The organism is Roseovarius sp. EL26 (genome assembly GCF_900327775.1).
In the GTDB taxonomy this organism is placed as follows: domain Bacteria; phylum Pseudomonadota; class Alphaproteobacteria; order Rhodobacterales; family Rhodobacteraceae; genus Roseovarius.
This window is the reverse complement of record NZ_OUMZ01000007.1, coordinates 1624537-1646893: the sequence shown is the minus strand read 5'-3', so window position 1 is coordinate 1646893 and position 22357 is coordinate 1624537. Positions and strand designations below refer to the sequence as shown.

Below are 22357 nucleotides of genomic sequence, written 5' to 3'. Positions count from 1 at the left end.
GCGGATGGCAACAGCTGCCCATGGCCCCGATACTTCATCACACATTCCGGTTCTGCTGCGTCCTTTGATTGCAGCGGTGAAGCCAATTTCCGGCTTGTGGCTGGATGGGACGCTGGGCGCTGGCGGATACACCCGTGCATTGTTGCAAGATGGTGCTGGCAAGGTTGTGGGTGTAGATCGCGACCCATTGGCATTGACGATGGCGCAGGACTGGGCCGCTGAATACGGCGGCCGACTTGAGCTGGTACAGGGCACATTTTCACGAATGGATGAATACGCCAGTGAAGCGGACGGTGTTGTGCTTGATCTGGGTGTGTCATCGATGCAGTTAGATCTCTCTGAACGTGGCTTTTCCTTTATGCGCGATGGCCCACTGGACATGCGGATGAGCCAGGATGGCCCGGATGCGGCTGATCTAGTGAATACGGCTTCCGAGGCGGAACTGGCTGATATCCTGTATCTTTATGGAGAAGAACGCGCCAGTCGCCGTATTGCGCGAGCAATCGTCAAAACGCGCGAGATTGAAGCCTTCAAGACGACGTTGCAATTGGCCGAAGTGGTCGCGAAATGCCTGCCACGTCCGAAACCGGGGCAGGTCCACCCTGCTACACGCAGCTTTCAGGCGATCCGTATCGCTGTGAACGATGAGTATGGCGAACTTGTTGCTGGGCTTGAGGCGGCAGAGCGTGTGCTTAAACCTGGTGGTCAGTTGGCAGTGGTGACCTTCCATTCGATCGAGGACCGTATGGTTAAGCGCTTCTTGCAGGCCCGCGCAGGTAAGTCTGGTCAAGGGAGCCGCCATGCGCCTCAAATGGTGCAGGAACTGCCACAGTTCGAATTGAAAAACCGTAAGGCCATCGGCCCTGATCCAGAAGAACTCGCAGAAAATCCGCGCTCGCGCAGTTCACGTTTGCGGGTGGCGATCCGTACGGATGCACCAGCGGGGAAAACCGACCGCAAAGCCATTGGCATGCCACAGTTGAAAGGGGCGCACTGATGCGAAGCCTGTTTTATGTATTTACAGCCTGCGCGGTGATTGCTTTGGCCTTTTGGGCTTATCACGAGAATTACAAAACCCAAACTGTGCAGGCCGAAGCGGAACGCGTTCAGCGTCAGATCAGTCAAGCGCGTGCACGTTTGCGCGTGTTAAATGCTGAGTGGGCCTATCTTAACCGCCCTGATCGTTTGCGTGATTTGGCCGAGATTAACTTTGAAAAACTGGGTTTGCTGCCTTTGCAGCCCGATCAATTTGGCAATGTTGATCAGGTCAGCTTCCCGCGAAATGACGAAGACGAGACGATCTTCTCGATCACCAACGGGATTGAGGTTTCTAATCCTCTCGTTTCGACGGAGACTTGGCCATGATCCGCACTCCGCTGCGCCCACTTGCCCGTATTCTTGATGCCCGTGCTCGCGGGGAAAACCCCGATAAAATTGAGCGTGACAATATCCGTCAGCGGCATGAAAACATGCGTGACCGTACCCGTATCCGGGCAGAGGGGCGGTTGTTGATGTTGGGCGTAATGTTTTTCTTGGGTTTTGGTACCATTGGCCTGCGGATGGGGGTGATTGCCCAGTCTGAGCCTGCCGAGCCACGCACATCAATAGCTGGGGCGCAGATCGTTGCTCAGCGCGCAGATATCGTTGACCGCAAGGGTCGGGTTCTGGCAACCAATCTGGAAACCCACAGTCTTTATGCGCAGCCACGCCATATGATCGACCCGAAAGGGGCCGCTGATAAATTGGTCACAATCTTTCCTGATCTGGACCACGCGCGTCTGATTAAGGATTTTACCGGCGACCGTAAATTCTTGTGGATCAAGAAAAGAATTAGCCCAGAGCAGAAACAGGCCGTGCATGACATCGGTGATCCGGGTCTGTTGTTTGGGCCCCGTGAAATGCGCTTGTACCCCAATGGACGACTGGCAGCACATGTATTGGGTGGAGCTGGTTTTGGTCGCGAAGGCGTTCATGCGGCTGAAGTGATCGGTGTTGCCGGGGTTGAGAAATATTTTGATGACCGCCTGCGCGATCCGGCGCAGGGTGATAAACCACTGCAATTGTCGATTGACCTAACCATTCAGTCAGCGATTGAGCGTGTGCTTTATGGAGGCATGCGCTTGATGAATGCCAAAGGTGCTGCCGCCATTCTGATGGATGTACACACCGGTGAGGTGATTGCGATTGCATCCTTGCCTGACTTTGACCCCAATAACCGGCCCCGTCCGCCAGTCTCGGGTGATCCATCTGACAGTCCGCTGTTTAACCGCGCGGTGCAGGGGGTTTATGAGTTGGGATCAACTTTCAAGATCTTCGCCACCGCGCAAGCGTTGGAACTAGGGTTAGTGTCGAGTAGCACCATCATCGATACCGGCAAGCCATTGAAGGTGGGCGGATATTCCATCAACGAATTCCAGCGCAAAAATTATGGCATGCTGGATGTCAGCAGCATCATTATGAAGAGCTCTAACCGGGGAACCGGACGTATCGCCCTGCTGATCGGCCCAAAACGGCAAAAGGAATTTTTGGGCTCGCTGGGTATGTTTGACGCCACACCACTTGAGATTGTTGAGGCCAAAGGCGGCAAGCCTTTGATCCCAAAACGTTGGACGGATCTGAGCGCGGTTACCATTTCTTATGGTCACGGCATTTCTAACACCCCGATGCACTTGGCGGCGGGTTATGCAGCGATTGCTAATGGTGGTTATGCTGTTAAGCCAACGTTGATCAAGCAAGACGGCCCACAATATGGGCCGCGTGTCATGCGTGAAAACGTGGCCAAAGCTTCGCGCGCTATGTTGCGTCGGGTCGTATCAGACCCAGACGGCACAGCTAATTTCGGTGAGGTGCCGGGCTACGGCGTAGCTGGCAAAACTGGTACGGCTGATAAACCGAAACCGTCGGGTGGTTACTATGATGACAAGGTGATCAATACTTTTGCGTCGATGTTCCCAGTGGATGACCCAAAATATGTGCTGATCGTCACATTGGATGAACCGGTTGAAACGTCGGGCAAAAAACCCCGTCGGACAGCGGGTTGGACCTCGGTTCCAGTGGCGGCAGAAATCATTCAGAGGATCGCACCGCTTATGGGACTGCGACCTAAGATTGAACCTCAGCCGACGACTGGTATAACGCTGACATCGAACTAGGCCGGAAAAGGGTTATGGCGATGGGGCAGACTAAATCATTAGCAGAGCTGGGCCTGACCGCCCAAAAGGGGCGACAGGCTAACATCACGGGGCTGGCTGTTGACAGTCGGGATGTGAAGGACGGGTTTTTGTTTGCCGCTCTTCCGGGTACACAGGTGCATGGTGGAGAATTTATCCAATATGCGTTGCGTATGGGTGCAGCGGCAATTTTAACCGATGCCGAGGGCGCGCGCATCGCGACCGAAGAGCTGGAAATCAGCGAGGCCGCCCTGATCGTGGCACAGGATCCGCGCCAAACTTTGGCTTATACTTCGGCACTGTGGTTTGGCGAACAGCCCGAAGTTATGGTCGCCGTTACCGGGACGAATGGTAAAACTTCCGTGGCCAGCTTTTGCCGCCAAATTTGGATGGCGTTGGGGTATGACGCGGTTAATCTGGGCACGACAGGGGTTGAAGGTGCATGGGCGGCTCCGCTTGCCCATACTACGCCCGAGCCAATTACCCTTCATCGGGCCTTGGCGGGGGCCGCGCAGGCCGGGGTCACGCATGCCGCGATGGAAGCCTCTAGCCACGGGCTGGAACAACGGCGTTTGGACGGTGTGCGTATCTCAGCGGCGGGGTTTACCAACTTCACGCAGGATCACTTGGATTATCATGAAAGCTTTGAGGCGTATTTCAGCGCAAAGTCTGGGTTGTTCTCGCGGGTTTTGCCCGAGGATGGCATCGCCGTTGTGAATATCGATGATCCGAAAGGTCAGGAGCTGGCCGGGATTGCCAAGGATCGCGGGCAACAGATCATTCGCGTTGGTCGCGATGCGAGTGCTGATCTGCACCTGCAAGGACAGCGTTTTACACCAACCAGTCAGGTCCTGCGGTTCAATTGGGGCGGACAGGCGCGGCAGGTTGATCTGCCTTTGATGGGTGGTTTTCAGGCCGAAAACGTTCTGCTGGCAGCCGGGTTGGTGATCGCGGCGGGGGCTGACGCGGATCAGGTGTTTAACACTTTGCCGGAAATGCAAACCGTGCGCGGCCGGATGCAACTGGCAGCGACACGTGAAAATGGCGCTGCGGTTTTTGTTGATTATGCTCATACACCGGATGCTGTGGCGACCGCGCTCAAGGCGCTGCGCCCGCATGTGATGGGCCGGTTGATTGCCATTGTCGGGGCTGGCGGAGATCGCGATGCTGGAAAACGTCCATTGATGGGGCAGGCCGCAGCGGTAAACGCTGATGTAGTCATCGTTACCGACGACAATCCGCGTAGCGAAGATCCTGCTAGCATTCGCACTGCCGTTATGGGTGGTTGCCCCAAAGCGATGAATGTCGGTGACCGGGCAGAAGCGATATTGCGTGGTGTTGACGCTTTAGGGGCGGGAGATGCGCTTTTGATCGCGGGTAAGGGCCATGAAACCGGTCAGGTCGTAGGCGATGACATCTTGCCGTTTGACGATGTCGAACAGGCCAGCGTGGCGGTCTCTGCTTTGGACGGGGTGCAGCCATGACGCTTTGGACCGCACAGGAGGCCGCACAGGCAACGGGTGGTACAACAACATCTGACTGGGCTGCCAACGGCGTTTCGATCGATACCCGCACTTTGCAGCCCGGCGATTTGTTTGTGGCGCTTAAGGCTGCGCGTGATGGGCATGATTTTGTCGCACAGGCTTTGGAAAAGGGCGCGGCTGCGGCGCTGGTGACGCATGTGCCTGAAGGCGTTGCCGAAGATGCGCCATTGCTGATCGTGCCGGATGTGCTTGAAGGGTTGGAGGCGATGGGCCGCCACGCTCGGGCACGTACCAGCGCCCGCGTCGTGGCGGTGACGGGGTCGGTTGGCAAAACCTCAACTAAGGAAATGTTGCGCGACGTACTTAGCCAGCAGGGAAAAACCCATGCGGCCGAGGCCAGTTACAATAATCACTGGGGGGTGCCGCTGACTTTGGCGCGCATGCCCGTAGACACAGATTATGCGGTGATTGAGATCGGGATGAACCATCCCGGTGAAATCGCGCCCTTGGCGCAGATGGCACGCCCACATGTGGCAATGATCACTACGGTTGCGGCCGCGCATTTGGAAGCATTCGAAAATATCGAGGGCATCGCGCATGAGAAAGCCGCGATCTTTGATGGGTTGGAGCCTGACGGCATTGCCGTGATCAACGCCGATATCGACACTACAGGAATCTTGCTTGAAAAAGCCAATGCCAAAGGCGCACAGATCAAAACATTTGGCCAGCAGGGTGCTTATACCCTCTCGGATTTGCGTTTTGTGGAGGGTTGCACCGTGGTTGAAGCAGATATCGAGGGGGCGCCCTTGCTGTATAAAATCAACAGCATGGGGCGGCACTTTGCGATGAACGGTCTGGGTGTGCTGGCCTGTGTCGACGCCTTGGGGGGGGATCGGGCGCTGGCCGGGATCGGATTAGGACAGTGGCAGCCACCCGCCGGTCGTGGCACCCGTGAAACGTTGGTTCTGGATGCCGATAATGAGGCGCTGACTTTTGATCTGATTGATGATGCTTTCAACGCCAATCCCACCTCAATGGCCGCGTCGTTAGAGGTGTTGGCCGCGTCCACACCGCGCGATGGAGTTGGCCGCATCCAAAAAGGCCGCCGGATTGCCGTGTTGGGGGACATGTTGGAGCTTGGTCCCGATGAAATGGCACTACATGCGGGAATGGCAGAGTTGGAATATATGACGCAGCTGGACGTGGTGCATTGTGTCGGGCCACGGATGCGTAACCTTTGGAGCGCTCTTCCCGCAACACATCAGGGCGAATGGGCCGAAAATGCCGAAGCGCTCGTGCAATCGGCGCACCGTATGATAGACGCCGGCGATATTGTATTGGTCAAGGGCTCAAAGGGCAGCCGCGTCAGCCTGATTGTTGAGGCTCTGCGCAACGCCACCCGCCCGCAACCGACGGATCGAAGGGACGATTAAATGTTATACTGGCTCAGCACCCTGTCGGATGGCGGTGATTTTTTCAACCTGTTCAGGTATATCACCTTCCGTGCAGGGGGCGCCTTTATGACCGCCCTGATCTTTGGATTTCTGTTTGGCAAGCCGCTGATCAATGTGTTGCGCCGCAAGCAGGGTAAAGGGCAGCCTATTCGCGATGACGGTCCTGAGACGCATTTCGTGAAATCTGGAACGCCGACCATGGGCGGATTACTTATTGTCGGAGCACTGTCGACCTCGACCTTGCTGTGGGCGCGCCTGGATAACCCCTTTGTCTGGTTGGTGTTGCTGGTGACCTTATCGTTTGCTGCCATCGGTTTTGCTGACGATTATGCCAAGGTATCCAAACAAAACGTTACGGGTGTATCAGGTAAGGTCCGTCTTGGCCTTGGTTTTCTTATTGCGGGCATTGCCGCTTACTGGGCAAGCATCAGCCATCCCGAGGCGCTGCAATACCATCTAGCCTTGCCGATCTTCAAAGATACGCTGTTGAATCTGGGTATCTTTTTCATTCCGTTTGCCATGTTCGTTGTCGTAGGTGCAGCAAACGCTGTGAACCTGACCGATGGCCTGGATGGTTTGGCAATCATGCCGGTGATGATTGCTGCAGGTTCATTCGGAGTGATTGCCTACGCTGTTGGCCGGGTCGACTTTACCGAATATCTCGATGTGCATTACGTGCCGGGCACTGGTGAGATTCTGGTCTTCGTTGCCGGTTTGATTGGCGGGGGACTCGGCTTTTTGTGGTACAACGCCCCACCGGCCGCCGTGTTCATGGGGGATACTGGATCACTGGCACTGGGCGGCGCATTGGGTGCCATCGCCGTCGCCACCAAACACGAGATCGTACTGGGTATTATTGGCGGGCTGTTTGTGGTCGAAGCGCTGAGCGTGATCATTCAGGTGCTCTATTTCAAGCGCACTGGCAAACGGGTGTTCCTGATGGCACCAATCCATCACCACTATGAGAAAAAGGGTTGGGCCGAGCCGCAGATCGTGATCCGTTTCTGGATCATCGCGGTGATTTTGGCGATGATCGGTCTGGCCACGTTGAAAGTGCGCTAAGTCATGACCGAGCGCGTCAAAGATACCAAAGAGATGATCCGTCAGATGCGTCCGGCGTTGCGCGACGGCAGCTATCACTTTGTGCATGTCGCAGATACAGAGCTTGCCGCGCGGGCGATGTTGATGTCGATTGCGAGCTTTGCCGAAGATGAGGGGCTGTCGTTGGTCGTGCCTGCACCCGCACTGACGGAGCTTGGCCTGTCCGATGAAATGCCCATGCGCTGTATCACCCTGCAGGTCCATTCTGCCCTTGATGGTGTCGGTTTGACCGCTGCTGTTGCGACCTTGCTGGCCGACAATGGCATCCCTTGTAACATGGTTGCAGCCTACCACCATGACCACGCGTTTGTTCCGGCAGAGATGGCGGAACGAGCGTTGGAACTATTGCAAGATTTAGCAGATTAATTTGGCACGCTATGTTGGCTGATACGCCGTTGTCGCGATCTGAATTGTACGGCATTTAAAGCTCGCACCTATTGGGAATTCCTGTAAGCTCCGAGCCATTATTGCGTGGCTCGGTTGCGCCACCGTGTATTGGTGATAATGAGACTTGAATGACGTATAGACCGGATATCGATGGGCTGCGTGCGCTGGCCATTTTGCTTGTGACGATTTTCCATTTCGACCTTTTGGGAGTGGGCAAAGCCGGGTTTATCGGGGTCGACGTTTTCTTTGTCATTTCGGGCTTTTTGATCACTTCGATCATTGTCAGCGACCACGCGGCTGGCCGTTTCAGCTTGGGCAGTTTCTATTATCGCAGGGTTCGGCGGCTTTATCCGGCGCTTCTGGCGACGCTTACGCTGTATCTGCTAGTTGGGTTTTTCCTATTCCTGCCCGGCGCGTTTCAGGAGTTGGGCAAGGAATCTCTGTTGTCGCAGCTTTATGTAGTGAACTTCTATTTCTGGCGAAGTGTAAATTACTTCGGGCTGCAGGCTGGAACCGTGCCGTTGCTGCACAGTTGGTCTCTGGCGGTGGAAGAGCAGTTTTACCTGATCTATCCGCTGTTTGTGATGCTGATCCTGCGCTGGCGATCCTCGGCCTTACTCGGTTTTGTGTTGTTGGCAACCGTTGGGTCGTTTGCGTTGGGTTATATCGTAACTCCGATGAAGCCATGGGCATCGTTTTATCTGCTGCCAACACGGGCATGGGAGCTACTGGCCGGCGGTGTTCTGGCGCTTTATCTGATCCGGTCTCAACCACAAGAACAGATATTGAAAGTTTGCGGCCCTTTGGGGCTGGCCCTGATTTTCCTTGGCCTTTACCTACATACGCCAGCCACGGGAATACCAGGATGGTTCGCCTTGTTTCCCGTTGGTGGTGCCTTGTGTTTGCTGATTTCGGGCCTGTCGCCTACAGCCCCACTGACACGGTTGTTTTCGACCCGTTTTCTGGTGTGGGTCGGGGTGATCTCTTATCCGCTGTATCTGGTTCACTGGCCGGTCATGATTGTGTTGAAGGAATCCTTGTCCAGTTTTTCATATGGGTGGCGGTTATTCGGCTTTGCCGCATCGTTTCTATTGGCCTGGTTGATCTACCGTCTGGTAGAGCGGCCCATTCGATCGGGTCGGGCATTGGTCAACCCACGGGCGTACCTGCAGGCTATTGTTGGTAGCTCTGTTGTTTTGATCGCGGTTAGTGCGGCTATCTTGTTGCAACAAGGCATGCCGCAACGTTTTGATCCGAGCGTGACAGAAGTTCTTGCCTATTCAAAAGATGGCATTAAGAAATTTCGCAAATGTGAAAACAGATTGTCACGCAATGTTGCACCTTCCGATCGCTCTTGTCAGCTTGGAGGCCCCGAAGTCGAACCCAGCTTTCTGATCTATGGGGACAGTCATGCCAATGCATTTTCGCAAGCGATGGATCTATGGCTGAAACGGACTGGGCAATCGGCGGTGTTTGCATTCTCGTCCGGCTGCCTTCCGGTTGCCAATCTTGGATCAGAGCGGTGTATGCAACAAGCCAATCAGGCGCTGCAGTTTGCGACAGAGAATCCAGATATCAAAACCGTGATGATGGTGTCGATCTGGCGGCAGCCTTATGAGGGCGGCATGCTGCACTTAGGACGCTGGAGCGCGCCTGGGCAGATTGAAACTGCGTTTGAACAAGAGCTGCTGCAGACGATCAATGGTTTTCAGGCTGCAGGAAAACAGGTCGTTTTGATTGATCCATTTTTCGCTGCAAAGGGCCATGTGCCCCAAACACTGGCCAAGAACATTGCCTTTGACCGCGATTGGCCCACGGACAAGCCGCTCAGCCAGCACCGCGAAGAGTTCTCCTATTTGTTCAAAGCGTTTGAGGCGGCGCAGGCCATTGATGCTAAGCGCTTGTCACTCATTGAGGATCTGTGCGCAGATGGAACCTGCCGGGCCAGTATTGATGGGCGCCCGGTGTTTTCAGATAGCAACCATGTCACGGGTTCCATGTCTGAAGAGCTTTCCAAGGTGTTTGAGCGAGAATGGAGCGGCCTTGAATGAACTAAGGACTAAGTGCGGGAATTTTGTTTTGCACTGGTTGTTGCTTTTGCCGAGGATAAATATCCTCCACTGCAAACGTAAACCCCTCGCAGAGGGCGGCAAAACCCATTAAACATCGTGGGGATTAGCGCAGACCAATGACGAGAGAGACGCATGATACCAGTGGCAGGATTTGACGGAGCAAAGGTTGCGGTTCTGGGATTGGGGCGATCTGGCCTGTCTGCGGCACGGGCCCTGCGCGAAGGCGGGGCAACGCCGATTGTCTGGGATGACAACCCTGCCGCACGCGCCATTGCTGAGGGGGAAGGTTTCGAGGTCTACGATTTAAACCGTGAGGGGGCCTTCGAAGAGATTGCCAGCCTGATTGTTTCTCCCGGCATTCCCCATCTCTATCCAGAGCCGAACAAGGTGATCGCCGCCGCCTATGCCGCTGGTGTGCCGGTGGACAATGATATCGGTTTGTTTTTCAAATCCTTTGCCAATGGGGCCTGGGCCAATTTTGACACGCCACCGCGGGTGGTGGCGGTCACGGGCAGCAATGGCAAATCCACCACTTCGGCCTTGATCGATCATGTGCTAGAGGTCGCGGGCAAGGACGTGCAGTTAGCTGGCAACATCGGGCGTGGGGTGCTGGACATTGATGCGCCCGGCGATGGTGGCGTGGTGGTACTGGAGTTGAGCAGTTATCAGACGGAACTGGCCCGCGCGCTGACGCCGGATATTGCAGTGTTCACCAACTTCTCGCCTGACCATCTGGATCGTCATGCCGGGATCGGTGGCTATTTCGCGGCCAAGCGCCGGTTGTTTGCCGAGGGTGGGCCTGACCGGGCGATTATTGGCGTGGACGAACCTGAGGGCGTGTTCATGGCGGCACAACTGTCAGAGGGGGCAACCGATGATCGGCTGATCAAAGTGTCAGCTGAACGTAAACTCACTGGCCCGGGCTGGTCGGTCTTTACCCGCAAAGGGTTTCTGTCTGAGTACCGTAAGGGGCGGCAGATTGGGTCAATTGACCTGCGCAATATTCAGGGGCTGCCAGGCAGTCACAACCACCAGAACGCTTGTGCTGCTTACGCCGCCTGCCGTTGTCTGGGACTGGCGCCCAAGCTGATCGAACAGGGTTTTGCCAGCTTTGCCGGCTTGCCGCACCGCAGTCAGGTGATCGCGCAGGCGGAGGGCGTGACCTATGTGAACGACAGCAAGGCCACCAATGTCGACAGTGCGCTGAAGGCACTGCAAGCCTTTGATAACATCCGTTGGATCTGCGGCGGGTTGGAGAAAGAGGGTGGTCTGGACGCACTGAAACCCGGTCTGCCCAATGTGCGCAAAGCCTATGTCATCGGGCGCGAAGCAGCGCAGTTTGCCTTGAAGCTCGAAGGTTTGGAGACGGAAATCTGCACATCCATGGAAGCCGCCGTGGCGCAGGCCGCGCAGGATGCGGAAAAGGGCGATACCGTGCTCTTGGCCCCGGCAGCAGCAAGCTTTGATCAATATGACAGCTTTGAGAAACGCGGCGATGATTTTATCGCAAAAGTCGAGCGATGTTTGACTTAAAGAGTATCTGAAGGGTGTCTTCCATCACAAAACAAATCTAACCGAAGGTCGGCTATGCGGACGAAGCGGACCTCGAGTGTTACAAACGTAATGGTTGCCTTTGGGCACACAGCTATGGCGGGGAAAAGCGCGTAGTATTGGAATTTGCGGCGGCCCAGCTGACCGCCGCTTAGGAATAATCGCAGTCTTAGAAAGGTTCTATGCGAGTCCAGTTGGTTTCGCCATCAGCGATGTGCTTGGCGATGTCCGCCCGCCACTTGTCCCGCGCGCCTTCATGCACAAACGTATAGAGCTTGCCATCTACCATTTCTGTCACATTTGGATCGCCTGGGCGCTTGTAACCCTGCGATGCTGCCCATGCGCAATAAGCGTCAAATTGCGGCGCGTATGCCGTGGGATCAGCCTTGAAGGTATCACGGTTCTCTTCCGAGCTAAAACTCCAGAGTGCCCCGTCCCAAAGATGGAAGAACTTTGCTTTACCTTGTGCTGGCGCGTCTTGGAAGTAAGTTACTGGATCATAGCCAGCGAAAGCAGTTCCAAGGGTATTACCGGCAATTGCAGGCAATGCCATTACCGAGCAACCTGTAATTGCGATGGTGGCGAAGAGTTTTTTCATAATTCAATCCTTGTTTAGGAGGCAAGACACAAAGGCAGAAAGAAGCGCAAATGGATTCTTTCCAGCTATTTCTGGCCTAGATTTACTGTCTCTGACGACATATATAATTCGTAGTGGGAATTATTCCCATTGTATATAAACATGTATTCACAAAAACTTGTACCTTCCCTATAAAATGGCCTGCAATGGAAGAGATCGACAAAACACCCTCGGAGCAGATGCTGTTGGCTCTGCTACAACCGATGGCCAGACTGATGATCAATAATGGCATCGGCCTGGCGGGCGCTGTCGAATTGCTTAAGTCTGCTTTAGTGGCGGAAGCCTATGCGCAGGCGCCAGAAGTATCCGTAAGTCACGTTAGCCTTATGACAGGCGTGCACAGAAAAGACATCAAGAGGCTTGAACGCGGAAATCAGCCGCCAAGCAAAGCTTCGGCTGCCGCACGGGTTCTTACATTGTGGCAAAATGAACCCGGCTACCTTGAGGATGGGCAACCTCGTAAGCTGTCCCGTCAGGGAGACGCCGGATTTGATGCGCTTGTTGGTCTGGCTAAGGTTGACGCGGCCCCTGCGACCCTGTTGTCGGTCCTACTCGCCTCCGGCAACGTCACAGAAGAAGATGGTCTGATCTGTTTTGTGACTGCGTCGATGGTACCTCATGATCGAGATGAAAAGATGCGCGCCGCCGTCGCAACCGTTGTGCCTCACCTCGACACAACGGTTGGCAATCTGACAGGCGAAACCCAGCATTGGGATCAAGCTTTGCGCTATTCTCATCTTTCAAAGGAAGCGGCCGATGAGCTGGAAAAAGATGCGACCCGGATGGCCTTGGACATGCTTCAAGCATTGAATAAGAAAGCGAATGCCTTGCAGCACGAGGAGAATGGGATGACCCTCTTTGTCGCCGGGACCTATGTGAACAAGAAGGTGCAAGACCTATGATCCGGACGTTGATTTCAATCCTGTGTTTAATGTTCGCTTGGCCCACTTTTGCTGAAGAAAAAGAGGGAGGCATTATTGGCACAGGCGTTATCGGTCAAATAACCGCACTTGATGAATTCGAAGTCAGCGGTATGCGATTTGACTTTGCAAGCGATATTGAACTGAAGGGTCTTAGTAAGCTTGAAGACCTTCGCATGGGTATGACACTTGCATTAAGTACTGGTCGAGATGGCGCTTCTTGGCAAATCAAGACACTGCAACATATGCCAATTTTGACAGGCCCAATAACAGCCCCAGGAGAAGTCATGGGCGTTCCGATTACTGGCGCATTGCCGAACTCGGGAACAGTTCAGATTGATGGTTTCTGGTCAAAGGACGGGATTGTCGCGTCGCGTATCGTCGAAGTCCAACAGGACAATGTTCAGATCTCTGGGATCTATGATGAGCTTGGCCTGGTTGGTCAGGTTCCGGTGCGGGGTGCAGGCCTTACAGGTCTTGCAGCAGGTAAAACTGTCTCCATTTCAGGCCAGTTTGAGAATGGCGTAATCGTGATGGATACCGCGATGGAAGGCCCCTTCATGGGCTCTTCACCTGACCTTGTGCTTCTTGAAGGCTACTTTCAGCCAATGGCAGCGAGCAACTCACTTAGTCTGCAAGGTGTCGCCATAGCCAGCGCAGAAGGCGAACGGGATGTGGGACTAGATCAACTGGTTCGGCGCTGTTCTCTGAGTGGCCGGATTGACTTTTTGCTGAGCGATTTGACGCAAAGCGATGCCGAGCTGGTGAAGTCATTCTGTATCAGTGCTTCTAACTAGGCGCTGATACAGAATGATCATATTGTTGTTGTCGAGGTGATAACGCATCTGCATCATCCGAAGATTTCTACTTCGGTCTTGCTAAAGCGGACATACAACCACCTCCAGAATTATGCACAATGGGCTCTAAGCGGACGTTGGGTCGAATAAGTCACGGAAGAAGGTAATCTTCATACTCTCAATGTAATTTCCCTCCCCCCACGCTCACGACTTCCCACAGAGCAAATGTCCTGCTACACTGTCCTCAGATCCCGAAAAGGGACGTTGTATTGAGGCAGAACGGCGGTTCACGATGACAGAAATGGTTTACGGGACGGTTCCCGTCCGGGAAGGCGAACCCGTCCTTCCCAAATGGTGGCGCACAATTGACAAGTGGTCGATGTCCTGTGTCCTGATCCTCTTCGGTATCGGTATTTTGTTGGGGCTGGCGGCTTCGCCCCCCTTGGCGGCCAAGAACGGGTTTGATCCCTTCCATTATGTGCAGCGGCAGGCGTTTTTTGGCTCTATGGCCCTGATTGCGATGATGCTGACCTCGATGATGTCACCGACGTTGGTGCGGCGGCTGGCAATTATCGGGTTTATCGCGGCCTTTGGCGCGCTGGCGTTATTGCCGGTGTTTGGCACTGATTTTGGCAAAGGTGCGGTGCGCTGGTATTCGCTGGGCTTTGCCAGTGTGCAGCCGTCTGAATTCCTTAAACCCGGCTTTGTCGTGGTCGCCGCATGGATGATGGCCGCAAGTCTTGAGATCAACGGTCCACCCGGCAAACGCATGAGCTTTGTTCTGGTGATCGTTCTGACGCTCTTTCTGGCGTTGCAGCCAGACTTTGGACAGGCTTGCTTGCTGCTCTTTGGTTGGAGTGTAATGTATTTTGTCGCTGGCGCACCTGTGTTGCTGCTGGTTGGATTTGCCGTGATGGTCGTGGCCGGTGGCACCTTTGCTTACAGTAATTCGGAACACTTTGCTCGCCGTATCGATGGTTTCTTAAGCCGCGATGTCGACCCGACCACGCAGTTGGGTTACGCCACCAATGCCATCCGCGAGGGCGGGTTTTTTGGCGTTGGTGTGGGTGAGGGTGAGGTGAAATGGTCGTTGCCGGATGCGCATACCGATTTCATCATTGCTGTCGCGGCCGAAGAATACGGTCTGGTGCTGGTCCTGTGCATTATCGCGCTTTACGCCACCATTGTTGTGCGGTCGTTCCTGCGTTTGATGAAGGAACGTGATCCGTTCATCCGTCTGGCAGGTACTGGTCTGGCCGCGATCTTTGGCGTTCAGGCAATGATCAACATGGGGGTTGCCGTGCGTTTGCTTCCAGCCAAAGGAATGACCTTGCCTTTTGTCAGCTATGGTGGTTCATCGCTGATCGCGGGGGGTATTGCGCTGGGCATGCTTTTTGCCTTCACTCGTTCCCGTCCGCAGGGTGAAATTCGAGATATTCTTAGAGGCATGGTGAGATGAGTGATAAGTCACCGTTGTTGGTGATCGCTGCCGGTGGGACCGGCGGCCATATGTTTCCGGCGCAATCTTTGGCCGAAGTGATGCTGGCGCGCGGTTGGCGTGTGAAGCTTAGCACCGATGTGCGCGGTGCGCGCTATACTGGTGGGTTTCCTGATGCGGTTGACGTGACCGAGATTTCGAGCGCCACCTTTGCCCGTGGTGGCATTCTGGCCAAGCTTGTTGCGCCATTTCAAATCTTCGGTGGTGTGCTTGGGGCCGTCTGGAACATGCTGCGCGACAAGCCTGATATGGTCGCAGGCTTTGGTGGATACCCGACAATTCCAGCGCTTTCAGCTGCCTTTCTTTTACGCCGTCCGCGCATGGTTCATGAACAAAACGGTGTGCTAGGGCGGGTGAACCGCCTGTTTGCGAGCAGAGTTGACCAAATCGCTTGCGGCACATGGCCCACTGATCTGCCAGAAGGCATTGAAGGCGTGCATGTTGGTAACCCGGTGCGCAGTACGGTGCTGGACCGGGCCGAGGCCGGATATATCCCTCCGGGCGATTATCCAATGTCCATTTTAGTGATTGGCGGCTCGCAAGGCGCGCGCATTCTGAGTGATATCGTCCCGCCTGCGATCGCCGAGTTGCCAATTGAAGTACTACGCAACATTCGCGTGAGCCATCAGGCCCGTGATGAGGACGAGTTGCGCGTGGCTACGTTCTATGCAGAACATGGCGTCAATGCCGATGTCGCCCCGTTTTTCAACGACATCCCCAGCCGTATGTCCGAGGCGCAGCTTGTCATCAGCCGCTCTGGCGCCTCTAGCGTGGCCGACATCAGCGTGATTGGGCGCCCGTCTATTCTGGTGCCTTTTGCGGCTGCCGCAGAAGACCATCAAACCGCGAATGCGCGGGGGCTGGCCGAGGCTGGGGCTGCCATTGTTATTCCGGAATCGAAATTCGAAGTTGATGCCTTGGCGGAACAGATCATCAATGTATTTGAGAACCCAAAAGGGGCGGTCAAAATGGCGCATGCCGCTTTGAGTGTGGCCACACCTGATGCGCCGCAACGTTTGGCCGATTTGGTAGAGACAACCGCAACAGGGGAGCAACCGCAATGAATGCAGCAACCAAACTTCCCGGTGATGTTGGGCCGATCCATTTTGTTGGCATTGGTGGCATTGGCATGTCCGGGATTGCCGAAGTTTTGCTAAACCACGGGTACACGGTTCAGGGCTCTGATCTCAAACAATCACCGATTACCAAACGCCTGCAAGGGGCGGGTGCGACCATCTTTGAAGGTCAACGCGCCGAAAATCTGGACGGTGCACAGGTCGTGGTGATTTCCTCGGCCATCAAGCCGGGCAATCCTGAGTTGGACAGCGCACGTGCACTCGGTCTACCGGTCGTGCGTCGGGCTGAGATGCTTGCTGAATTGATGCGGTTGAAATCCAACGTCGCTGTGGCCGGGACCCACGGTAAAACGACAACCACAACCATGGTCGCCGCCCTATTGGATCACGGGCAGTATGACCCCACGGTGATCAACGGGGGTATCATTCATGCCTATGGCTCTAACGCCCGGGTAGGGGATGGCGAGTGGATGGTGGTTGAAGCTGATGAATCCGATGGCACTTTTAATCGGCTGCCTGCGACTGTTGCAATCGTCACCAATATCGACCCTGAGCACATGGAGCATTGGGGTGATTTTGATACTCTGCGTCAGGGGTTTTATGACTTTGTCAGCAATATCCCGTTTTATGGTCTGGCTGTGTGTTGCACTGATCATCCAGAGGTGCAGGCGCTTGTGGGTCGGATTTCCGACCGTCGCGTTGTGACCTATGGGTTTAACGCGCAGGCTGATGTACGCGCGCGCAACCTGACCTATAAATCAGGTGTGGCGCATTTTGACATTCATCTGCAGGCCGAGGATATAGTGATCGAAAACTGTACTTTGCCGATGCCGGGTGATCACAACGTTTCAAACGCGCTGAGCGCCGTTGCGGTGGCGCGCCATTTGGGTATGAAGCGCGACGAAATTCGCGAAGGTCTGGCTGCCTTTGGTGGGGTTAATCGGCGCTTCACCCGCGTGGGTGAGGTAGGCGGCGTTACCATTATTGATGACTATGGTCACCACCCGGTTGAAATTACGGCGGTGCTCAAGGCCGCACGGCAAGCCACCGAAGGTCGGATTATCGCAGTGCATCAACCGCACCGGTTTTCCCGTCTGCATTCGCTGTTTGATGATTTTTGCGCCTGTTTCAATGATGCCGATGTTGTGGCCATCGCTGATGTATACTCTGCGGGTGAAGATCCGATTGAAGGTGCAGGCCGTGATGATCTGGTTGCGGGGCTTATCCGCCACGGCCATCGCCATGCGCGGGCAATTCAGGATGAAGACGATCTGGAACGCCTTGTGCGCGAACAGGCAAGACCGGGTGATATGGTGGTCTGTCTGGGGGCTGGTACGATCAGCGCCTGGGCCAATGCCCTGCCAGAGCGCTTAAGCGAACCAAAGAGTTAACGACCGTGTCGTTATCAATCATATGTGCATGTGTCTGGGTGCTGCTGGCGACGTTGGTGGCGTTTTTGCCAATGCGCCGGCAATTCGCTCCGGGATTGGGTTTATTGGCCGCCACTCCGTTGTTGGTCGTTTGGTTGGGTTATGACCACGGCTGGATTTGGTCTGTGGTTGCGGTGCTGGCGTTTGTGTCGATGTTTCGCAACCCGCTACGGTATTTTTGGCGTAAATGGCGCGGAGCAGGGGAGACGGCACCATGACTCTTTCGCTGGTTTTGGCCTGTGTCTGGGGCGTCGTTGCGAATGTTATCGGGGTTCTACCCAGCCGTGACAATCATTGGCGGGTGGCCTATGGGTTGATCGCAATTGGCATACCTTTGGTGGGCTTTGTGACCTATCAGAATGGCCCGTGGTTAGGACTGTTTGTTCTTGCTGCAGGCATGAGCATTCTGCGGTGGCCGGTGATCTATCTGGGGCGCTGGTTGCGCCGGACATTGCGGTAAGGCACTGCGGTAAATACTTTGACGTTTGGCTTAGGTGGGCCGCGATGATGGCAGATCAATGTAATGCAATCCAAATGCCCGAGGTGCGTGGTCGATTAACCGCCAGTCGTTCCCTTGAGGATCTAACCTGGTTGCGGGTTGGTGGGCCTGCGGATTGGCTATTTCAGCCTGCGGATGTTGAGGATCTGATGCATTTTATGCGCAGCCTTGATGGGGCTACTCCGGTGTTTCCAATGGGGGTTGGCAGTAACCTGATTGTACGTGATGGGGGGTTGCGGGCTGTTGTTGTTCGCATGGGGCGTGGTTTCAATCAAATCAGGATTGAGGGAAATCGTGTTATTGCCGGAGCGGCGGCATTGGATGCGCATGTGGCCAAAAAAGCAGCTGACGCGGGGATCGATCTGACCTTTTTGCGCACCATTCCTGGATCTATTGGTGGCGCAGTGCGGATGAATGCAGGGTGTTACGGCAGCTATGTTGCCGATGCCTTTGTTGATGCGCGCGCTATCACCCGCGAAGGTCATGAAATCCGGCTGACATCTGAGGATTTGGGTTTCGCTTATCGCCAGACAGACTTGGCCGCGGATTGCATTATTGTCGAAGCGACATTTGAGGGTCCTTCAGCGGAGCCGGAAGCGCTGTTGGAACGGATGCAGGACCAGCTGCGCAGGCGTGATGAAAGTCAGCCGACTAAGGACCGATCGGCTGGCAGCACCTTCCGCAATCCGGCTGGGTTTAGTTCTACAGGGCGTACAGATGATCGCCACGATCTGAAAGCTTGGAAGGTGATCGATGAGGCGGGCATGCGCGGTGCACGTGTCGGTGGCGCGCAGATGAGCGAAAAGCATCCGAACTTTTTGATTAACGCGGACAACGCGACGGCGGCGGATCTGGAGGAATTAGGCGAGCTGGTGAGAAAAAAGGTTTTCATGAATAGTGGAATAGAGTTACAGTGGGAAATTATGAGGGTTGGCGAACCAGCCCCGAGCAAAGACTAAAACGAGCATAACGGTAACAGGGTCGAAAAACGGCCCGGGATTTTGAGGCAAAGAGTGGGTTTTTCAAGCGAAAACACCCCTAAAGTTGCGGTCATTATGGGTGGCCCGTCGTCCGAAAACGAGGTGTCGCTCTCGTCCGGACGCGAATGTGTTATTGCGCTTAGGGATGCCGGTTTTCTGGTCGAGGAAATCATTGCAGATCGGGATTTGCCAGAGGTGTTGCGTACCTGTGCGCCCGATGTAGTGTTCAACGCCTTGCATGGTCGCTGGGGCGAAGACGGCTGCGTGCAGGGATTGCTGGAATGGATGGGTCTTCCCTATACTCATTCCGGTGTCCTGTCGTCGGCCTTGGCGATGGACAAGCAACGCGCCAAAGAGGCCTACAAATCTGTGGGTCTGCCGATCGTGGAAAGTGTTCTGGCCTCAAAAGCAGAGGTTTCGTCGAACCATGTTCTGAAGCCACCCTATGTGGTGAAACCCTATAACGAGGGGTCTTCGGTTGGCGTCTATATTGTGCATGAAGATGCCAACGGCCCGCCAAAACTGGCTGAAGATATGCCTGATCTGGTGATGGTTGAAACCTACGCGCCCGGTCGCGAGCTGACCACCACCGTTATGGGTGATCGTGCGTTGACGGTGACAGATATCATTACCGATGGTTGGTACGACTTTGATGCCAAATACAAACCGGGTGGGTCGCGCCACGTTGTGCCCGCAGATGTACCGCAAGAGATTTTTGACGCCTGCATGGAATATGCCATCACCGCGCACAATGTGCTGGGCTGTCGCGGGGTTAGCCGTACTGATTATCGCTGGGATGAAAGTCGTGGACTCGATGGGTTGGTCGTACTGGAGACGAATACCCAACCCGGCATGACGCCAACCTCTTTAAGCCCCGAACAGGCGCAGCATGTTGGGATCAGTTTCCCAGAAATGTGCCGTTGGATGGTGGAGGACGCCTCATGCGACAGGTAGAGCCCAAGTTTGATCCGGCCCCGTCGCGTTGGTCTTACCGCTATCAGCGGTTGATGTTGACACCGCTGTTTCGCAAGACGCTGCGCTTTGGTTTGCCGTTTACCCTGGCACTTGGCGCGGGTATTGCATTCTTTGCCAACCCGGACCGGCAAGAGGCGCTGCTTCAAAAAGTGGCCGATATTCGTGAGCAGATCGAAACGCGCCCAGAATTCATGGTGCAATTGCTTGAAGTCGAAGGCGCAAGCGCACCGGTTGAGGATGTCATTCGCGAAGTGTTCCCTTTCAAATTTCCGATCAGCTCGTTCGATGCCGATCTTGATGCGGTGCGGATCATGGTCGAGGAATTGCCAGCGGTTGCTGATGCCTCTGTACGGATCCGCAAGGGCGGCGTTCTGGTCGCCAAAGTGGTCGAGCGTCAACCGGTGGCCTTGTGGCGCGTGCGTGATGGTCTGAATATTGTTGATATTGAGGGTGTGGTTATCGGTAAGGTGCTGGAAAACCCCAAGCTGATGGAAATGCCGGTGCTCGCCGGGGCAGGGGCCGAGCAGGCCGTGCCCGAGGCATTAACGCTGTCGCAGGTTGCAAAGTCACTGGATATTGAATTGCGCGGACTTGTCCGTATTGGCGAACGTCGCTGGGATGTGGTTCTGGAAAGCGGGCAGCGCATCATGCTGCCGGTGCAAGATCCACGGCGCGCGTTGGAACGCGTGATTGTGCTAGATGAAGTCAAAGACATGTTGAACCGTGATTTGGCCGTTGTTGATATGCGGCTTGCGGATCGACCAACAATAAGAATGAACGAAAACGCGGCCAATGACTGGTGGCAAGTATCTCAGACGACGGCGGGGGCAGTTGAATGATTGAGCTATATGAGAGCCAGCGCGCGATGCGCAATATGCGCAAGGCGGCAATGCAGCGCGGTGTTGTGGCGGTCTTGGATGTAGGGACATCGAAAATTGCCTGTCTGGTGTTGCGATTTGACGGTACCGACCGCCTGAAAGAGGCCGAAGGTATTGGCACCATGGCCGGACAAGCCGGGTTTCGGGTGATTGGCGCAGCCACCACGCGATCACGCGGTGTGCGGTTCGGCGAGATTGACGCCATGCAGGAAACTGAACGGGCCATTCGTACGGCAGTTCAGGCGGCACAGAAAATGGCCAACATTCGCGTCGACCACGTGATTGCCTGTTTTTCTGGGGCACAGCCGCGTTCGTATGGCCTTGCGGGCTCAGTAGATCTGGAGGGGCAGCTTGTCAGCGAGCAGGATATCAGCCGCGTGTTGTCATCGTGTGATATGCCAGATTACGGCGAAGGGCGCGAGGTGTTGCATGCGCAACCCGTGAATTTTGCACTGGATCATCGGTCAGGGCTGAATGATCCGCGTGGCCAGCTGGGGCAAGTTCTGTCAACTGATATGCACATGCTGACAGTGGATTCCATTGCCATTCAAAACTTGGCCTATTGCGTCAAACGCTGCGATCTGGAACTCGCCGGCCTGGCGTTCTCGGCCTATGCCTCTGGGTTAGCGTCACTGGTTGAGGATGAGCAGGAACTGGGCGCAGCCTGCATCGATCTTGGTGGCGGCTCCGCAGGTGTCTCGATCTTTATGAAAAAGCATATGATCTATGCCGATACCGTGCGCATTGGCGGGGATCACGTCACAAGCGATATTTCCATGGGGTTGCAGGTGCCCACGGCTACGGCGGAACGGATTAAGACCTTCTACGGCGGCGTCATGGCCACTGGTATGGATGATCGCGAGATGATCGAAATTGGCGGTGAGACCGGTGATTGGGAACATGACCGCCGGACGGTCAGCCGGACTGAATTGATCGGCATCATGCGCCCCCGTGTTGAGGAAATCCTTGAAGAGGTGCGCACGCGATTGGATGCGGCGGGCTTTGAGTATCTACCCAGCCAGCAAATCGTTTTGACGGGGGGCGGCAGCCAAATTCCGGGTTTGGATGGGTTGGCAAGTCGTATTCTCGGACAGCAAGTTCGCCTTGGCCGCCCGCTGCGCGTCCATGGTCTGCCGCAGGCTGCAACCGGCGCTGGCTTTGCCAGCGCAGTGGGCATGTGCCTTTTTGCGGCAAACCCGCAGGATGAATGGTGGGATTTTGATATTCCGGTGGATCGCTATCCAGCACGCTCGTTGAAACGCGCTGTGAAATGGTTCAAGGACAACTGGTAACCGCAAAATGTGGCCACTTCGGCGAAATACCGCGTAAAGGCGTAAAAAAGCGCCTATATTTTGTGGTTTTTGCTTGTTTTTTTGGTGACGAAAGCGCCGGCGAGCGATATGATTGGTAATAATAGGCAGAGAACGGCCCGTAATCGCGGGCGATAA

21 protein-coding genes are annotated in these 22357 nt (G+C 55.1%); 20 read left to right on the top strand and 1 reads right to left on the bottom strand.

Annotated elements, in window-relative coordinates:
* Positions 1-4 precede the first annotated feature (4 nt).
* From rsmH to murD, 9 genes are all read left to right on the top strand, one after another.
* A complete protein-coding gene (gene rsmH, locus D9A02_RS15910; protein WP_120501879.1) occupies positions 5-997 on the top strand; it encodes a 16S rRNA (cytosine(1402)-N(4))-methyltransferase RsmH in 993 nt (330 codons plus the stop codon).
* On the top strand, positions 997-1365 hold the full coding sequence (locus tag D9A02_RS15905) for a cell division protein FtsL (RefSeq protein ID WP_174232039.1): 369 nt from the start codon (positions 997-999) through the stop codon (positions 1363-1365). The genes rsmH and D9A02_RS15905 overlap by 1 nt, the downstream gene beginning before the upstream one ends.
* Positions 1362-3152: a penicillin-binding protein 2 gene (locus tag D9A02_RS15900; protein ID WP_120501877.1), complete on the top strand. Its 1791-nt coding sequence runs from the start codon at positions 1362-1364 to the stop codon at positions 3150-3152. Before D9A02_RS15905 ends, D9A02_RS15900 begins: the two co-directional genes overlap by 4 nt.
* Positions 3153-3172: 20 nt before the next feature.
* On the top strand, positions 3173-4654 hold the full coding sequence (locus D9A02_RS15895; RefSeq protein WP_120502574.1) for a UDP-N-acetylmuramoyl-L-alanyl-D-glutamate--2,6-diaminopimelate ligase: 1482 nt from the start codon (positions 3173-3175) through the stop codon (positions 4652-4654).
* Positions 4651-6087, top strand: coding sequence for a UDP-N-acetylmuramoyl-tripeptide--D-alanyl-D-alanine ligase (murF, locus tag D9A02_RS15890; RefSeq protein ID WP_120501876.1), 1437 nt, complete (start codon positions 4651-4653; stop codon positions 6085-6087). The genes D9A02_RS15895 and murF overlap by 4 nt, the downstream gene beginning before the upstream one ends.
* The gene (mraY, locus tag D9A02_RS15885) at positions 6088-7170 is read left to right on the top strand and encodes a phospho-N-acetylmuramoyl-pentapeptide-transferase (protein ID WP_120501875.1); all 1083 of its coding nucleotides are present in this window, start codon (positions 6088-6090) and stop codon (positions 7168-7170) included.
* A 3-nt stretch (positions 7171-7173) separates the two neighbouring features.
* Positions 7174-7575 (top strand): ACT domain-containing protein, encoded by a 402-nt coding sequence (locus D9A02_RS15880; RefSeq protein WP_120501874.1) that lies wholly within the window; start codon positions 7174-7176, stop codon positions 7573-7575.
* Positions 7576-7724: 149 nt separating this feature from the next.
* The gene (locus tag D9A02_RS15875) at positions 7725-9647 is read left to right on the top strand and encodes an acyltransferase family protein (protein WP_120501873.1); all 1923 of its coding nucleotides are present in this window, start codon (positions 7725-7727) and stop codon (positions 9645-9647) included.
* Positions 9648-9800: 153 nt separating this feature from the next.
* Entirely contained in the window at positions 9801-11201 is a 1401-nt protein-coding gene (gene murD, locus D9A02_RS15870) for a UDP-N-acetylmuramoyl-L-alanine--D-glutamate ligase (RefSeq protein ID WP_120501872.1), read from the top strand.
* A 187-nt stretch (positions 11202-11388) separates the two neighbouring features.
* Here the strand turns inward: murD and D9A02_RS15865 are convergent, their stop codons facing one another.
* On the bottom strand, positions 11389-11817 hold the full coding sequence (locus D9A02_RS15865; RefSeq protein WP_120501871.1) for a YHS domain-containing (seleno)protein: 429 nt from the start codon (positions 11815-11817) through the stop codon (positions 11389-11391).
* A gap of 185 nt (positions 11818-12002) precedes the next feature.
* Here D9A02_RS15865 and D9A02_RS15860 point away from each other — a divergent pair, with 185 nt between their 5' ends.
* The 11 genes from D9A02_RS15860 (at position 12003) to ftsA (ending at position 22201) form a co-directional block, all read left to right on the top strand.
* Positions 12003-12758, top strand: a complete 756-nt coding sequence (locus D9A02_RS15860) for a DUF6502 family protein (RefSeq protein WP_120501870.1) — start codon at positions 12003-12005, stop codon at positions 12756-12758.
* Positions 12755-13573 (top strand): hypothetical protein, encoded by an 819-nt coding sequence (locus D9A02_RS15855; RefSeq protein WP_120501869.1) that lies wholly within the window; start codon positions 12755-12757, stop codon positions 13571-13573. Before D9A02_RS15860 ends, D9A02_RS15855 begins: the two co-directional genes overlap by 4 nt.
* A gap of 292 nt (positions 13574-13865) precedes the next feature.
* Positions 13866-15032 carry a putative lipid II flippase FtsW gene (ftsW, locus tag D9A02_RS15850; RefSeq protein ID WP_120501868.1) on the top strand — a complete coding sequence of 389 codons (1167 nt, stop codon included), beginning with the start codon at positions 13866-13868 and terminating at the stop codon, positions 15030-15032.
* Entirely contained in the window at positions 15029-16135 is a 1107-nt protein-coding gene (locus D9A02_RS15845) for a glycosyltransferase (RefSeq protein WP_120501867.1), read from the top strand. The genes ftsW and D9A02_RS15845 overlap by 4 nt, the downstream gene beginning before the upstream one ends.
* Entirely contained in the window at positions 16132-17538 is a 1407-nt protein-coding gene (gene murC, locus D9A02_RS15840; RefSeq protein ID WP_120501866.1) for a UDP-N-acetylmuramate--L-alanine ligase, read from the top strand. Before D9A02_RS15845 ends, murC begins: the two co-directional genes overlap by 4 nt.
* A gap of 5 nt (positions 17539-17543) precedes the next feature.
* Positions 17544-17795 (top strand): DUF2484 family protein, encoded by a 252-nt coding sequence (locus D9A02_RS15835; RefSeq protein ID WP_120501865.1) that lies wholly within the window; start codon positions 17544-17546, stop codon positions 17793-17795.
* A complete protein-coding gene (locus D9A02_RS15830; RefSeq protein ID WP_120501864.1) occupies positions 17792-18037 on the top strand; it encodes a DUF2484 family protein in 246 nt (81 codons plus the stop codon). The genes D9A02_RS15835 and D9A02_RS15830 overlap by 4 nt, the downstream gene beginning before the upstream one ends.
* A 74-nt stretch (positions 18038-18111) precedes the next feature.
* A complete protein-coding gene (gene murB, locus D9A02_RS15825) occupies positions 18112-19035 on the top strand; it encodes a UDP-N-acetylmuramate dehydrogenase (protein ID WP_120501863.1) in 924 nt (307 codons plus the stop codon).
* Positions 19036-19131: 96 nt separating this feature from the next.
* A complete protein-coding gene (locus D9A02_RS15820) occupies positions 19132-20010 on the top strand; it encodes a D-alanine--D-alanine ligase (protein ID WP_254054692.1) in 879 nt (292 codons plus the stop codon).
* Positions 19998-20870 (top strand): cell division protein FtsQ/DivIB, encoded by an 873-nt coding sequence (locus tag D9A02_RS15815; RefSeq protein ID WP_120501861.1) that lies wholly within the window; start codon positions 19998-20000, stop codon positions 20868-20870. Before D9A02_RS15820 ends, D9A02_RS15815 begins: the two co-directional genes overlap by 13 nt.
* Positions 20867-22201: a cell division protein FtsA gene (ftsA, locus tag D9A02_RS15810; RefSeq protein ID WP_120501860.1), complete on the top strand. Its 1335-nt coding sequence runs from the start codon at positions 20867-20869 to the stop codon at positions 22199-22201. Before D9A02_RS15815 ends, ftsA begins: the two co-directional genes overlap by 4 nt.
* Positions 22202-22357 lie beyond the last annotated feature (156 nt).